At 72.5% G+C, this 14,527-nt stretch carries 11 protein-coding genes; 2 read left to right on the top strand and 9 right to left on the bottom strand.

The features are described 5' to 3' along the window. Positions 1 to 101: 101 nt before the first annotated feature. Both BQ6202_RS14055 and BQ6202_RS14940 read right to left on the bottom strand, forming a co-directional pair. A complete protein-coding gene (locus BQ6202_RS14055; RefSeq protein ID WP_072314983.1) occupies positions 102 to 1,643 on the bottom strand; it encodes an amidohydrolase in 1,542 nt (513 codons plus the stop codon). Between the two features lie 41 nt (positions 1,644 to 1,684). Further along, entirely contained in the window at positions 1,685 to 1,975 is a 291-nt protein-coding gene (locus tag BQ6202_RS14940) for a hypothetical protein (protein ID WP_072314982.1), read from the bottom strand. 128 nt (positions 1,976 to 2,103) lie between these two features. Between BQ6202_RS14940 and BQ6202_RS14045 the strand changes: the two genes are divergently transcribed. Beyond that, positions 2,104 to 3,078: a helix-turn-helix domain-containing protein gene (locus tag BQ6202_RS14045; protein ID WP_072314981.1), complete on the top strand. Its 975-nt coding sequence runs from the start codon at positions 2,104 to 2,106 to the stop codon at positions 3,076 to 3,078. Between the two features lie 26 nt (positions 3,079 to 3,104). Here BQ6202_RS14045 and BQ6202_RS14040 read toward each other — a convergent pair whose 3' ends face one another. After that, complete coding sequence (locus BQ6202_RS14040) at positions 3,105 to 4,124, bottom strand: hypothetical protein (RefSeq protein WP_072314980.1); 1,020 nt, start codon at positions 4,122 to 4,124, stop codon at positions 3,105 to 3,107. Positions 4,125 to 4,199: 75 nt separating this feature from the next. Here BQ6202_RS14040 and BQ6202_RS14035 point away from each other — a divergent pair, with 75 nt between their 5' ends. Next, positions 4,200 to 5,249 (top strand): NAD-dependent epimerase/dehydratase family protein, encoded by a 1,050-nt coding sequence (locus BQ6202_RS14035; RefSeq protein ID WP_072314979.1) that lies wholly within the window; start codon positions 4,200 to 4,202, stop codon positions 5,247 to 5,249. 145 nt (positions 5,250 to 5,394) lie between these two features. On the opposite strand, the gene treZ is transcribed toward BQ6202_RS14035, so the two are convergent. From treZ to BQ6202_RS14005, 6 genes are all read right to left on the bottom strand, one after another. Further along, a complete protein-coding gene (treZ, locus tag BQ6202_RS14030) occupies positions 5,395 to 7,182 on the bottom strand; it encodes a malto-oligosyltrehalose trehalohydrolase (RefSeq protein ID WP_072314978.1) in 1,788 nt (595 codons plus the stop codon). Positions 7,183 to 7,184: 2 nt separating this feature from the next. Next, positions 7,185 to 9,530 (bottom strand): malto-oligosyltrehalose synthase, encoded by a 2,346-nt coding sequence (gene treY / locus BQ6202_RS14025; protein WP_072314977.1) that lies wholly within the window; start codon positions 9,528 to 9,530, stop codon positions 7,185 to 7,187. A gap of 14 nt (positions 9,531 to 9,544) precedes the next feature. Beyond that, positions 9,545 to 11,782 (bottom strand): glycogen debranching protein GlgX, encoded by a 2,238-nt coding sequence (gene glgX / locus BQ6202_RS14020; RefSeq protein WP_072315216.1) that lies wholly within the window; start codon positions 11,780 to 11,782, stop codon positions 9,545 to 9,547. Between the two features lie 78 nt (positions 11,783 to 11,860). After that, the gene (locus BQ6202_RS14015) at positions 11,861 to 12,334 is read right to left on the bottom strand and encodes a YbaK/EbsC family protein (protein WP_072314976.1); all 474 of its coding nucleotides are present in this window, start codon (positions 12,332 to 12,334) and stop codon (positions 11,861 to 11,863) included. Beyond that, the gene (locus BQ6202_RS14010) at positions 12,331 to 13,365 is read right to left on the bottom strand and encodes an ABC transporter permease (protein ID WP_072314975.1); all 1,035 of its coding nucleotides are present in this window, start codon (positions 13,363 to 13,365) and stop codon (positions 12,331 to 12,333) included. The genes BQ6202_RS14015 and BQ6202_RS14010 overlap by 4 nt, the downstream gene beginning before the upstream one ends. Beyond that, on the bottom strand, positions 13,362 to 14,429 hold the full coding sequence (locus BQ6202_RS14005; protein ID WP_083587308.1) for an ABC transporter ATP-binding protein: 1,068 nt from the start codon (positions 14,427 to 14,429) through the stop codon (positions 13,362 to 13,364). The genes BQ6202_RS14010 and BQ6202_RS14005 overlap by 4 nt, the downstream gene beginning before the upstream one ends. Positions 14,430 to 14,527 lie beyond the last annotated feature (98 nt).

Here is a 14,527-nt window from a genome sequence, read left to right as displayed (position 1 = left end):
GAGCCTTGCACGAGGGCACAAGGGCGCGCGCGGCACCCGCGGCGCGCCTTGTGCCCTCGCCACAACGCAGCGCCTGATCCGCTGTCGGAAGCGGCAGTCCGTCAGAGCGAGCCGTGCACGACCTCGCCGGCGATGAGGGTCGCCCTCGCGGTCGTCGAGCGGAGGCGCTTGGCCGCCGCGCGCGGGTCGCGCGACACCTCGTCGTCGTCCGGCAGCGCATCCGCGAGCACCACCAGATCGGCAGGCTCGCCCGCCGCGATGCGCGTGCGCGACGAGGCGGCGATGGCCTCGGCGATCGTGATCGCCTCCTCCGGCTGCCACGGCTCCTCGTCGTCGCGGGTGCGCGTGACCGCGGTGGCGATCGCGCGCCACGGGTCGAGCGGCGTCACGGGCGCGTCCGATCCGAGCACGACGCGCACGCCCGCGTCGATGAGCGAGCGGATGCGGTAGGCGTCACCCGCTCGATCGGCCCACAGGGAAGCGGTCAGCTCGCGGTCGTCGAGCGCATGCTCTGGTTGGAGCGAGGCGACGATCCCGAGACGAGCGAGGCGAGGGATGTCGGCGGCGTCGACGAGCTGCGCATGCTCGATGCGGTCGCCGCCGCGCGGCCTGCCGCCGGCGTCGGCGCGCTCGAGCGCGTCGATCGCCGCGGTCACCGCCGCGTCGCCGATGGCGTGGATGGCCGCGCCCAGCCCCAGCTCGGTCGCGCGCGCGAGCAGCCGGTCGAGGTCGTCGTCGTCGACGTTGCGCACCCCGGCGCCGGCCAGCCCCGCGCCATCCGCGTACGGATGCGAGGTCCACGCCGTGCGGGTGCCGAGCGCGCCGTCGGAGATCACCTTGAGTCGGCCGACGCGGGCGTTGGCGGCCCCGCGCTGCCTCGGCGGCACGATCGCATCGCCCATCCGCAGGCCGCGCTCGGCGGCGAGCTCGAGGTCCTGCTGGTAGATCCCGACCTCGACGCGGGTCGGGGTCGCGCGGCCGGGCCGCATCCACGCCCCGACCGCGTCGTCGAACTCGAGGTCGACGACGCCCACGACGCCGCGCGCCGCCGCGCCCGCCAGGGCGTCGACGACGTGCCGGTCGAGCGCATCCGCGTCGAGCATCCCCTCGACCGCCTGCAGCGCGTCGAAGGCGGCGTCCTCGCGCAGCAGTGCGGTGTCGAGCGTGAGGCCGAGGCGGGCGAGCATCGCCGTGTTCGGCCAGGAGGAGTGCACGTCGCTCGAGACGATGAGGGTCGGCACGGCGCCGGTCGCGGCGTCGAGCAGCTCGCGGGTCGGCGGCGCGGGCCAGAGCGCGTCGCGCATCCCGACCAGCACGAGGGGATCGGCGGCCGATCGCGAGCCGACGTGCGCGCGGGCCGCCTGGGCGGCGATCGCCACCGCTTCCTCGGCGCTGGCGGCCTCGAACACAGAGGGCCGCATGCGGTGCCGAGCCCACTGGCCCATGTGGGTGTGCTCGTCCCACAACCCCGGGATGACCGTCGCGCCCTCGAGGTCGTGCCGCTCTCCCACCGACGGGGTGGACCCCGCAGGGCTCACGCGCTCGATCTCGCCGTCGACGATGTCGATGTCGACCAGCGCACCGGCGGGCGGACCCGCGATCGAGGGATGGGCGTCGACGAGGCGGGCGTTCGAGAGGCGCATGCCTCGCACGCTACCGGCAGGCGCGTGGTCGCGCAGACGCCCTAGAGGCCACCCGCCCACAGCCGTTCGGTGCTGAGTCGCTCGGTGCCGAGGGGCTGCTGCCGCTGGCGCTCTCCGCTCGCTCGCGCAGCGCCGCGATCCTCGAGGATCCGGCGCTCGAGCTGGGCGGATCGCCGCAGCGCCTCGCTGGCCGCGACGCGTTCGCGCAGCCTCGCGAGCCGCTCGCGATCCACCCTCGCTCGGGGCGCGCGCTCCCCCAGCAGGAGGGCGACGGTGCCGACGACGCCCACGAGGGCCACGACGGCGATGACGATGATCCAGGTGATGTCCATGGCAGGAAGTCTGCGCTTGCCAAGTTCCTGCCACGAGTGGCAGGATGGCCAATGTTCTGCAAGATCCTGCCAAGCGAAGCCGCCACACCGGTGGGGCCGTCAGGACGTCTGCACGAGAGAGGGAGCGCATGCTCAAGGTCGCGTGCATCGTCGACGACGACGTCAGCGTGTTCGAGCTGGGCGTCGCCGCCGAGGTCTTCGGCTACGACCGCAGCGATCGCGAGGTGCCGCGCAACGACTTCCGGGTGGTGACGGCGACGCCCGGCCCCGTGCGCACGGCGGGCGGGCTCGGCCTGCCGCTGGTCGTCGCCGAAGGGCTCGACTTCGCTGACGAGGCCGACGTGATCATCGTGACCCCCTATGACGAGTGCAGCAGCGACGCCGAGTGCAGCCTGCCCGTCGCTCGCGTGCTGCAGCGCGCCGTCGAGCGCGGCGCCCGCGTGCTCACGCTCTGCAGCGGCGCCTTCGTCGCGGCCAGGGCCGGCGTGCTCGACGGGCGCAGGGTCGCCACCCACTGGATGCACGCGGATGCGCTGGCCGAGCAGTTCCCGCAGATCGCGGTGGAGCGCGACGCGCTCTGGGTCGACGACGGCCCCATCACCTCCAGCGCCGGCACGGCCGCCGCGATCGACGCCGCCCTGCACCTCGTGAGCGAGCTGCAGGGCGCGCGGGTCGCCGCGTCGATCGCTCGCTCGATGGTCGTCCCGCCGCTGCGCGATGGCGGGCAGCGGCAGTTCGCCGTCGGCCCGGTCGCCGAGCAGCGAGCGGAGACGCTCGCACCCCTCATCGCCTGGATGGTGGAGCGCCTCGACGAGGAGCACTCGGTGCCCGCCCTCGCCCAGCGCGCGAACCTGTCGGAGCGCACCTTCGCCCGCCGGTTCCGCGACGAGCTGGGCACGACGCCGGCCGCGTGGCTCGCCTCGCAGCGGGTGCAGCGCGCCCAGCAGCTGCTCGAGGTCACCGACCTGGGGCTGGATGCGGTGGCGCAGCAGGCGGGCTTCGGCACGGCGGCGCTGCTGCGGCACCACTTCACGCGCCAGCTGGGCGTCTCACCGTCGTCCTACCGGCGCCGCTTCTCCTGCTCGGAGGGCGTGCCAGCCTGAGCGGCTGGCGCGGGCTCGGGCGGCGCTCAGCCCAGCGCGCTCCAGCGCTCCGGCATGAAGCCCTCCGGCTCGAGCACGAAGCGGCCGATCGGGCTCGCCGGGCGCTTGCGCAGCTTCGCGTTCGACGAGCGCAGCTCCTTGAACGGCTTGCCGTAGACCGTCACCTCGCGGCTCGCGCCGAACTCCTGGTCGGGCCGCTCACGCGGGATGGTGAGCACCTTGCCCGCGGCCCACGCGGGCTCCTGCGGCATGACGGGCGCCAGCTCGATGGAGCCGCCCTCGGGCTCGAGGAAGCCGCCGAACGCGACCGGGTCGCCGCCGCCCACGGGCGTGAGCCAGCGCATCCATGCCCCCGGATCGAACTCGGGCAGCGGCTCGCGCGCTGCACCCTCGATGGCGCGGCGGGTGCCGACCTGCCAGCGCTCGTACTCGCGATCGTCGTCGCCGTCGAACTCGTAGAGCTGCAGGTCGAGCAGCGCGTCGGCGGCGTCGAGCGCGTGCTGCTCGATGACGAGCGTGTCGGCGCGCACGGCGCCGTACGCCCACGGGTGGCGCGCCTTGCCGAAGCGGGTCGCGGCCTCGATCACGAGCCCGCCGGTCTCGTCGTCGAGCTCGGCCTCGACGCGGAAGGGCACGCCGCCCTCGTCGATCGCCCACAGCCCGAAGGGGTTGACGGGCGCATCGCCCTCGCGCTCCGGCGGGGCGTCCTGCAGGAAGCGGTCGGGGGTGGATGCGATGAGCAGGTCGCGCTCGTCGGACTCCCACTCGTCGTCGAGGGTCGTGTCGGTGCGCACCTCGGCGGCCTTCGCCTCCGGCTCGAGGTCGATCTCGACGACCCAGCCGTACTCCTCGTCGACGTCGACCACCTGCTTCACGAGCGTGCTGTAGGTGCCCGGCGGGATCTCGCCGGCGCCGTCGGGCACGAGCACGTAGGTGCGGGCGATCGCTGTCGGGCTGTTCGACAGGGCGATGTCGACGATCGGCCCCCTGCGGGTCTCGAGGAAGCCGTGGATGGGGAAGTCGAGCTCGCCGACGGTCTGGGTCACGGGTCAACGCTAACGCCCGAGGCGGGCGCGCGGTCGCTGCACCAGGCACCCAGGCCGGCGGCGTAGCGTGACGCCATGCGCATCGTGGTCACGGGAGCGACAGGCAACGTCGGCACCGCCCTGCTGCGGCGGCTGCGCCGCGACCCGGAGGTCACCTCGATCGTCGGCGTCTCGCGGCGCGGGCCGGATCGCGCCGGCGAGCCCTACGCGGGCGTCGAGTGGCACCGCGTCGACGTCTCGCACGCGACGGCGCCCGCCGAGCTCGAGCAGATCATGCGCGGCGCCGACGCCGTCGTGCACCTGGCCTGGATCATCCGCCCCAACCGCGATCTCGAGCAGCTGCACCAGGTGAACGTCCTGGGCTCGCGGCGGGTGTTCGAGGCAGCAGCGGCCGCCGGGGTGCCGCACCTCATCAACGCCTCGAGCCTCGGCGCCTACGGCCGGCCGGACAGCAGTGAGCCGGGCGCGGCCACTGCCGACGAGTCGTTCCCGCGCCACGGCGCACCGACCTCGCACTACGCGCGCCAGAAGAGCGCCGTCGAGCGCATCCTCGACGAGGTCGAGCTGGCCAACCCGGCCATGACGGTCGCGCGCCTGCGACCCGCCTTGACCTTCCAGGCGGAGGCTGCCCCCGAGATCCGCGACTACTTCTTCGGGGCGCTCGTGCCGCGGCTGCTGCTGCGTGCGCTGCCGGCGGTGCGGCTGCCGCTGCTGCCGTGGCCCGAGGGCCTCGTGACGCAGGTGGTGCACACCGACGACGTCGCCGAGGCCTACTGGCGGGTGCTGCGCGCCGGGGTAGGCGGAGCGTTCAACGTGGCGACGGAGCCGCCGGTCAGCCCGGAGCTCGTGGGCCCGATGGTCGGCGCGCGCCGCACGGTGCCGGTGCCGCTGCCGCTCGTGCGGGCGGTGGTGTCGGTGGCGTACCGCCTGCGGCTGATCCCGACCGACCCCGGCTGGGTCGACATGGCAGCGGTGACGCCCGTGATGCTGACCGACCGGCTGCGCGAGCTGGGCTGGCAGCCTGCGCGCGGCGCTGCCGAGACGCTGCGCGAGACGGTCGCCCACCTCGGCGGCCGCGGCGGTCTGGGCAACGCGCTGCACCGCTCCCGCAGCCCGCTCGAGTAGCCGCCGCTCTCGCAGGCTGGCATCCCGCGACGCTCAACCGGCCTATCGGTCGGCCGAGCCGCCAGAGCGGCTCGACTGCCGCCTGACCGGTTGAGCGTCGACCCGCTCTGCGCCTGCGGCGCGGAGCGGCTCGGTCGACGAGGGGTCAGACGAGCAGGGCGCCGCTGCCGGGCGGCAGCGAGAGCTCGCCCGAGAACGCGACATCCGGATGCGTCTGGAAGCGCAGCGTCGTGCGGCTCACGGGGATCGACTGGGGCTTGTCGCCGAAGTTGATGACGATCTCGACGGGGTGGGTCTCGTGACGCGTGCCGGCTGCGCCGGCGCGCTCCTCGACCGACGGGTGCGGGGCGCCGCGGAGGAGGCGCAGCACGCCAGCCTCCTCGAAGACCTCGACGCGGTTGCCGGTCCAGTGCGGGTCGGTGAGCGCCGGCAGCTCGCGACGCAGGCGAGCGAGTTCGCGATACCCGTCGAGCACCCGTGCGTGCCGCTCACGCCGCAGCTCCGACCAGTCGAGCTTCGAGCGCTCGAAGGTGGCCGGGTCCTGCGGATCGGGAACGACCGACTCGTCCCACCCCATCCGCTCGAACTCTGCCAGGCGCCCCTCGGCGGTCAGGCGCCCGAGCTCGGGCTCGGGGTGCGAGGTGAAGAACTGGAAGGGGCTGGAGGCGCCCCACTCCTCGCCCTGGAAGAGCATCGGCGTCGACGGGCCGCCGTAGAGCAGCAGCGCCGCGCACAGCAGCTGCGACTCCGAGAGCACCTCGGTGATGCGGTCGCCGCGCGCGCGGTTGCCGATCTGGTCGTGGTTCTGGGCGCTGACGACCAGTCGCCACGAGGGCGCGTGCTCGGTGTCGATCGGATGCCCGTGGACGCGCTCCCGGAACGTCGAGTAGGTGCCGTCGTGGAAGAAGCCGCGCTCGAGCGTCTTGCCGAGCGAGGCGAGCGGCGCGAAGTCCTCGAAGTACCCGTGCGTCTCGCCCGTCAGCGCGACGTGCAGGGCGTGGTGGAAGTCGTCGGACCACTGCGCGTCGAGACCCCAGCCGCCGCCCTCGCGGGGCGTGATGAGCTTCGGGTCGTTCATGTCGCTCTCGGCGATCAGCTCGAGCGGTCGCCCGAGGTGCGCGGCGAGCGCCGCCGTCTCGATCGCCATCTCCTCGAGGATGTGCGGGCGGCCCGCCTCCACCGAGGCGTCGTCGACGAGCGCGTGCACCGCGTCCAGGCGCAGCGCATCCACGTGCATCCGCTCGAACCAGTAGCGCACGTTGTCGAGCACGTAGCGCCGCACCTCGGGGTCGGCCAGGTTGACGTGCTCACCCCAGGTCGAGCGCCCCTCGCTCGAGAGGTAGGGGCCGAACTGCGGCAGGTAGTTGCCGGAGGGGCCCAGGTGGTTGTAGACGACGTCCTGCACGACCGCGAGCCCCGCGGCGTGCGCGGCGTCGACGAAGCGCTGATAGGCGGCCGGGCCTCCGTAGCCCTCGTGCACGGCGAACCACGCCACCCCGTCGTAGCCCCAGTTGTGGGTGCCGTTGAAGCCGTTCACCGGGAGCACCTCGACGTGGGTCACGCCGATCTCGAGCAGGTGGTCGAGCCGCTCGGCGGCCGCGTCGAGCGTCCCCTCCTCGGTGAAGGTGCCCACGTGCAGCTCGTACAGCACGCCGCCGGCGATGGGCCGGCCCGTCCAGGCGCCGTCGCTCCAGTCATGGGCGGATGCGTCCCACACGCGCGAGCGCTCGTGCACCCCGGCGGGCTGGCGGAGGGACCGCGGGTCGGGCAGCACCGCGTCGTCGTCGTCGATCTGGAAGCCGTAGTCGCCCGCCGCCGCGACGGCGTGCCACCAGCCGCCGGCCTCCGGCGCCATCTCGACGCTCAGCTCGCCGACCACCACGCGCATCCGCGAAGCCTTCGGCGCCCACACCCGGTAGTCGTGCTCGGTCATGCTCATCCCTCTCGCGTCAGGAGCGCCACCGGCAGACCGCCCAGCAGCTCGGCCAGCAGCACCTCGCCGCCGGCGATCGCGCGACCGGTCAGCAGCTCGCGCCACCCGCCCTCGACCTCCGGCAGCTGGATCGTCGTGTCGCCCCAGCCGCCGCGCGCCGCGAGCGCGATCGGCAGCCTGGTCGCGATCGCGACCGCTCCCCCGCGGTCGAAGGCGATCGCGTGCTCGGCAGACTCCCCGTGCGCGAGCAGCGGCGCGTAGTCGTCGAAGCGCTCCGGGTGCTCGCGTCGCAGGCGCAGCGCCTCGCGGACGAGGCGGGTCTTCGCCAGCTCGAGGTCGTCGTCGGCCGACCACTCGCTCGACAGGGGCTCGCGCGCCTGCTCGCGCAGTGCATCCATGCGCGCCCATTCGACCGGCCGGCGGTTGTCGGGGTCGACGAGCGACTGCTCGAGCGCCTCCGAGCCCTGGTAGATGTCGGGGAACCCGGGGATCGTGAGGTTGAGCAGCTTCGCCGAGAGCACGTTGGCGCGGAAGCCCGCCTCGGTCTGGGCGAGGAAGGCCTCGACGTCGCTGCGCGCGGGCTCGGCGACCACGTTGCGCACGAGCTCGGCCAGGTGCGACTCGAAGCGGGTGTCGGGGTCGGTCCAGTGCGTGATCGCGTCGGCCTCGCGCGCCGCCTTCTCCATGTAGGCGATCAGGCGATCCTCGCTCGCGGGCCAGGCGCCGATGACCGCCTGCAGCAGCAGGTTCACGAACGCCCGGCCCTGACGCGGTGCGAAGACGAGCAGCTTGTCGAGCAGCTCCTCCCACGCGGTCGGCAGCTCGGCGATCGTGGTGATGCGCGCCCGCACATCCTCGCCGCGCTTCGTGTCGTGCGTCGAGAGCGCGTTCATCGCGTGCGGCCACTCTGCCTGGCGCTGCGCCATCATCGCGTGGAAGTCGCGCGGCTCGATCGAGAACACCTCGGGGTCGCCGCCCACCTCGTTGAGGCTCGTGAGTCGCGAGTAGCGGTAGAACGCGGTGTCCTCGACGCCCTTCGCCATGACCATGCCGCTCGTCTGCTGGAAGCGCAGGGCGGCGGGCTGGCGCGGGTTGCCGAGCACGGGCAGCAGCGCGTCCACGGTGTCGCCGAGGTCTGGCCGGTGGTGCTTCGCGCGCTCCGCGGCGGTGCCGAGGTGCTCGCGCCCCTCCGGCAGGTAGGAGCGGTAGACCGGGAAGCATGCGAGCAGCTCGGCGATCGCGTCAGCGGTGTCAGCCGGCATGTCCTCGCCGTCCTCGCCGGCCCGCACCTCGCGCTCCAGCCGCAGCACCTCAGCGCGCAGGATCGTGTCGGCGATGCGACGCTTCGTGCGGTGCGTCAGCTCTGCCCAGTCGACGGCCTCGCCGCCGCGCAGGCGAGCGTCGAGCGCGTCGAGCGCCTCGGCGGCGGATGCGTCGGTCAGCACCCGGTCGATGGCACCGAGCGTGTCGTAGCCGGTGGTGCCCGCCGTCGCCCAGCGCGGCAGCTGCTCGCCGGGCTCGAGGATCTTCTCGACCAGCACGAAGGCGCCGCCCGTGATCCGGTCGAGGTCCTCGAGGTAGCCTGCCGGGTCGCGCAGGCCGTCCGGGTGGTCGACGCGCAGGCCCTGCACGAGGCCCTCGTGGAACCAGCGCTCGATCTCGACGTGGGTGGAGGCGAAGACCTCCGGCAGCTCGACGCGCACCGCGGCGAGCGTGGTCACCGCGAAGAAGCGCCGGTAGTTCAGCTGGTCGTCGCCCTGCTTCCAGTGGCCGAGCCGGTAGTGCTGGCGCTCCAGCACCTCCTGCGGGGTGCCCGCGCCGGTGCCGGCCGCGACCGGCAGCCGGGTGTCCCAGTAGCGCAGCGCCACGGCCTCGCCGCGCTCGTCGCGCTCGAGCTCCAGGTGCCCGACCGTGCCATCCTCCGACCAGTCGTCGTCGCCGACGATCGGCAGCAGCAGCGTGCCGCCGCCCGCCTCCCAATCGATGTCGAACGCATCCGCGATCGCGCCCTCGCGCCCTTCGCGCAGCAGCTGCCACCACCACTCGTTGTGCTCCGGCGTCGCGACGCCCATGTGGTTCGGGACGATGTCGACCAGCACGCCCATGCCGAGCCTGCGCGCCTCGCGCGCCACCGCATCCAGCCCCGCAGCGCCGCCCCTGGACTCGTCGACGCGCGCGTGCGAGACGACGTCGTAGCCGTGGTCGCTCCCCGGCTCGGCCTGCAGGATGGGCGAGAGGTAGACCCAGTCGACCCCCAGGTCGGCGAGCGCCTCGAGCCGCTCGGCGGCGTCGAACAGGGTGAACGCCTGCGTGATCTGCAGTCGGTAGGTGCTCTGCGGCGTGCGCACGGTGGTCTCCTTGATCAGTCGCTCGCGGTCTGCTCGCTGGTGGCGTTGAGCGGTCGGTGATCGCTCTTCGACGACTCGATGATGGTGATGGAGCCGGTCGCCGCGGCGATCGAGGCCGACACCGAGTAGTCGTGCTCGACCGGCGGCACGTGCTCGCGCAGCACGGCGACGGTGCGGGCCGCGATCCGTCCCTTGTCGCCTGCCTTGATCGGGCCCTGCCGCTCCTCCTGCGCGCTCGTGTCGATGACGACGTCCCACGCCTCGGCGTACTCGCTCGGCGGGAAGACGAGCTCGCGCTCCTCCTCCGAGGCGTTGCAGTAGATGAGGAAGTGGTTGTCGGTGATGACCTCGCCGCGCTCTCCGCGACCGGCGATGCCGTGGCCGTTGAGGTACATGCCGAGCGTCTTCTCGGCCTCCGCCTCCTGCCAGTCGCCGTCCTCCATGGGGGTGCCGTCGACGCGCAGCCAGACGATGTCGTTCAGGCGCTCGCTGTCGCCGGTGCGCACGGTCTTGCCGGTGAAGAATCGCTTGCGACGGAAGGTCGGGTGATCCTGCCGCAGCCTCGCGACGGCAGCCGTGAACTCGATGAGCGGCTGGTCGATGCTCTCCCAGTCGATCCAGCTGATCTCGGAGTCCTGCGCGTAGGTGTTGTTGTTGCCGTGCTGCGTGCGGCCGAGCTCGTCGCCGTGCAGCAGCATCGGCACCCCCTGGCTCAGCAGCAGCGTGGCGATGAAGTTGCGCTGCTGTCGCGCGCGCACCCGAAGGATCTCGGGGTCGTCGGTCGGTCCCTCCGCCCCGTAGTTGTAGGAGCGGTTGTGGCTCTCGCCGTCGTTGCCGTCCTCGCCGTTGGCGTCGTTGTGCTTCTCGTTGTAGCTGACGAGGTCGCGCAGCGTGAAGCCGTCGTGCGCGGTGACGAAGTTGATGGATGCGACGGGTCGCCGTCCCGAGTGCTCGTACAGGTCCGCAGAGCCGGCCAGGCGGCTGGCGAACTCGCCGAGCGCCGTCGGCTCGCCGCGCCAGAAGTCGCGCACCTGGTCTCGGTACTTGCCGTTCCACTCCGTCCACTGCGGGGGGAAGTTGCCGACCTGGTAGCCACCGGGGCCGATGTCCCAGGGCTCTGCGATGAGCTTCACCTGGCTGATCACCGGGTCCTGCTGCACGAGCTCGAAGAAGGTCGAGAGCTTGTCGACGTCGTAGAACTCGCGCGCCAGGGTCGCGGCGAGGTCGAAGCGGAAGCCGTCGACGTGCATCTCGGTGACCCAGTAGCGCAGGCTGTCCATGATCATCTGCAGCGAGTGCGGGTGGGCGACGTTGAGGCTGTTGCCCGTGCCCGTGTAGTCCATGTAGTGCTGCTCGTCGCCCTCGACCAGGCGGTAGTAGGCCTGGTTGTCGATGCCGCGCCAGCTGAGCGTCGGGCCCAGGTGGTTGCCCTCTGCGGTGTGGTTGTAGACCACGTCGAGGATCACCTCGATGCCGGCGGCGTGCATGGCCTTGACCATGGCCTTGAACTCCTGCACCTGCTGGCCGAGCTCGCCGGTCCCGGCGTACTCCGCGTGCGGCGCGAAGAAGCTGAGCGTGTTGTAGCCCCAGTAGTTGCGCAGCCCCTTCTCGGCCAGCGTCGCGTCGTGCACGAACTGGTGCACGGGCATGAGCTCGAGGGCGGTGACGCCGATCTTCTGCAGGTGGCTGATGATCGACGGGTGCGCGAGGCCCGCATAGGTGCCGCGCAGCGACTCGGGCAGGTCGGGGTGGGTCTGCGTCAGCCCCTTGACGTGCGCCTCGTAGATGACGGTCTCGTTGTAGGGCGTGCGCGGGTAGCGGTCGCCCGTCCAGTCGAAGAAGGGGTTGATGACGACGCCCTTCACCATGTTGCTGGCGGAGTCGTCGTCGTTGCGGCTGAGCGGGTCGCCGAAGTCATAGCTGTGGAGCGGCTGCCCCCACGTGATCGAGCCGCTCGTCGCCTTCGCGTAGGGGTCGAGCAGCAGCTTGTTGGGGTTGTGCCGCAGGCCGCGCTCCGGCTCGTAGGGGCCGTGCACGCGGTAGCCGTAGCGCTGGCCGGGCTGCACGGTCGGCAGGTAGCCGTGCCAGACGTAGGCGTCCACCTCGCGCAGCTCGACGCGCGTCTCGACATCGTCATCGTCGAAGAGGCACAGCTCGACCTTCTCGGCCGACTCGGTGAAGAGTGCGAAGTTGGTGCCGGTGCCGTCGAACGTGGCACCCAGCGGGTAGGCGTCTCCGGGCCAGACCGGCAGATCAGTGGTCGTGTCAGTCACTCCGCGAGTGTATGGGGGACGAGTGGCGAACTCCTGAGTCTCGGCCGGGCCCCGTCCTCAGTCGCCGACGACGCGCTCCTCGCCGCCGGTGATGCGCAGCAGCTCGTCGTAGCTGAGCATGAAGACCGTCTCGGGCGTGCCCGCCGCGGCCGAGAGCTGCGGGTGGTCCCGCAGCGCCACGTCGACGATCGTGCGGATGGGCGCGGGATGGCCCAGCGGCGCGACACCGCCGATGACCTGGCCGGTGGCAGCGCGCACCTGCACCGGTGTGGCGCGCTCGATCGCACCCTCGTCCAGCTGCTCCGCGAGCGCCGCCGTGTCGACGCGATGCCGGCCGGAGGTCATCACGAGCAGCGGCGCATCGGACATCCAGAAGATCAGCGAGTTGGCGATCGCGCCCACCTCGATGCCGAGCGCCGCCGCTGCGGCCTTCGCGGTGTGGACCCCCTCGGGGAACCGGATGATCTCCCGGTCGATGCCGTGCTCGAGCAGCTGCGCCCTGACTCCTTCGGCCCTGGGTGGGAGCGTCATGCGATGCGACTGCCGGGCGCGAGGGTGCGAGCGGGCGAGCGCACCGCAGCGATCGCACCCCAGACCGCGAGCGCCGCGAGCGCCACGTGGATCGACATGCCGACGAACCAGCTGGGCGTCGTGCGCTCCCAGAGGTCGCTGTACGGATCCTCGAACGGCTCGCTGTAGCCGACGCACGACTCGACCATGGGCGGCAGCTGCGCGATGCGCACGCCGAAGGCGATCTGGCCGAAGAGGTCGTCGGGGTACCCGTCGGCGTTCAGCTGCGGCGGGGTGGCGTCGGCGACGATGACGTAGGGGTTGGCGGCGAGCAGCCACCACGCGCGATCGGGCCGCTGCACGACCGTCTCGTAGGTGCGGTCGGTCACGCGGCACGTCGACTCGTCGGTCTGCTCGTCGTAGCCGTACTCGATCTCGTTGCGCGTCTCCGTGGTCTGGAAGGCGAACGAGCCGACCGCGAAGCCGATCAGGGTGCCGATCGAGAAGGTGGCCACCACGAGGTAGGTGACGACGGTGGAGAGCACCGGCTTGCGGATCACCCCGGAGAGGCCGACGCCGATCGCGGAGATGACGCCGATCTCGAGCACGAGCAGGGAGGTCGAGATGGCCACCGCCTCGATGCGCAACCCGCCGAGCAGCGCGGAGGCGACCATGAAGGGCACGCACACGGCCAGGAAGCCGAGGGAGGCGATCCAGGAGCCGATGACCTTCCCCAGCACGAGCTGCGCGCTCGTCACCTGCGTCACCTGCGTCGAGGCGAGCGTGCCGGCGTCGCGGTCACCGTTGATCGCGTTGCCCGACAGTGCGGGCGTCACGAGCGAGGTGACGAGCATCACCAGGAAGATCGTCATGGCGAAGATCGCGTTGCCGAGGTCGCGCTGGTAGCCCTGGAGCGACAGGAACAGCACCACGATGACGCCGCCGACCACGAGCGCCACGATGCCGAGCAGCACGTACCAGGCCACGGAGCGCACTCGCTGCCGCAGCTCGAGCCCGATGACGACGCCGAGCATGCGCATCCAGCCGTTCATCGTGCACCTCCGTGGTTGCCGCTGGAGAGCCCCAGGTAGGTGCGCTCGATGTCGCCGACCGCCGGCGCGAAGTGCGTCACCGGCACGCCCGCCTGCACGAGCCGCGCCAGCACATCCGCCGCGTCGGCGTCGCTGTCGAGCGCGACGTGGGCGACGTCGCCGTCGATGCGGACGCGATCGAAGGCGACGCCGATGTTCGCGAGCTGGTAACTGAGCGCTGCCGTGGGCGCGGCGTCACGGGCGAGCGCCTTGATGCGCCACTCGCGCGAGGCCTGCTTCGCGAGCACGAGCCGCTCGCCGCCCACGACCTCGCCGCGGTCGACGAACACGGCATCCTGCGCCATCTCATCCAGCTCTGAGAGGTCGTGGCTGGAGATGAGCACGGTGCCGCCCTCGGCGGCGAAGTCGCGCAGCAGCTCGCGCAGCTCGACGCGCGAGGTGGGGTCGAGGCCGGCAGCCGGCTCGTCGAGCAGCAGCACGCGCGGTCGGTGCATGAGGGCGCGCGCGAGGCCGAGGCGCTGCTGCTGGCCGCGCGAGAGCACGCGGCTCGGGCGGTCGGCGAGCTCCTCGAGCCTCGCCATGATGATCAGCTCGTCGGCCCGCTCGCTCGCCGCGGCCCTCTGCATGCCATGGAGCCTGCCGACGGTCGTGAGGATCGTGTGGGGCGTGAGCGTGCGCCAGGAGCCCAGCACATCCGGCATCCAGCCCATCGCGCGCCGCACCGCGCGCGGGTCGCGCACCGGGTCGGCGCCGTCGATGCGGATCGTGCCGGCATCGGGCGCGAGCAGCGAGGCGAGCATGAGCAGCAGCGTCGTCTTGCCAGCGCCGTTGGGGCCGATGAGGCCGGTCACGCGGCCCGGCTTCGCGTGGAACGTCATCTGCCGCACCGCCTGCACGCTGCCGAAGCTGCGCACGACGCGCTCGACGACGATGCCGCCCGCGTCGGGGCCGGGCGGCGGCTCCTGCTGCAGCAGCGGGTCGACGAAGACGGGCGGGGCGGATGCGCGGATCGGCTCGGGCACGCCCGAGTCGCCGGGCGCTGCCGGAGGCTGCGGAGGCTGCATGGCCACATCCTGCCCGCGAACGGGTGCCGCGCGCGGCGCCCCGCCCGAAAGATCAGCCGAGCGGATGAGGCCCGCGCCGCTGGCCCTCCGGGCCGGCC

The organism is Agrococcus sp. Marseille-P2731, assembly GCF_900117395.1.
Lineage (GTDB): Bacteria > Actinomycetota > Actinomycetes > Actinomycetales > Microbacteriaceae > Agrococcus.
Note: the sequence above shows the minus strand (reverse complement) of the source record. Positions and strands in the feature narration are given on the sequence as shown.

Bases quoted from the DNA above. Each gene is read 5' to 3' on its own strand.
- BQ6202_RS14940 (WP_072314982.1), bottom strand. From the start codon at position 1,975: ATGGACATCACCTGGATCATCGTCATCGCCGTCGTGGCCCTCGTGGGC.
- BQ6202_RS14015 (WP_072314976.1), bottom strand. From the start codon at position 12,334: ATGACGCTCCCACCCAGGGCCGAAGGAGTCAGGGCGCAGCTGCTCGAG.
- BQ6202_RS14005 (WP_083587308.1), bottom strand. From the start codon at position 14,429: ATGCAGCCTCCGCAGCCTCCGGCAGCGCCCGGCGACTCGGGCGTGCCC.
- BQ6202_RS14055 (WP_072314983.1), bottom strand. From the start codon at position 1,643: ATGCGCCTCTCGAACGCCCGCCTCGTCGACGCCCATCCCTCGATCGCG.
- BQ6202_RS14045 (WP_072314981.1), top strand. From the start codon at position 2,104: ATGCTCAAGGTCGCGTGCATCGTCGACGACGACGTCAGCGTGTTCGAG.
- treZ (WP_072314978.1), bottom strand. From the start codon at position 7,182: ATGACCGAGCACGACTACCGGGTGTGGGCGCCGAAGGCTTCGCGGATG.
- BQ6202_RS14010 (WP_072314975.1), bottom strand. From the start codon at position 13,365: ATGAACGGCTGGATGCGCATGCTCGGCGTCGTCATCGGGCTCGAGCTG.
- BQ6202_RS14035 (WP_072314979.1), top strand. From the start codon at position 4,200: ATGCGCATCGTGGTCACGGGAGCGACAGGCAACGTCGGCACCGCCCTG.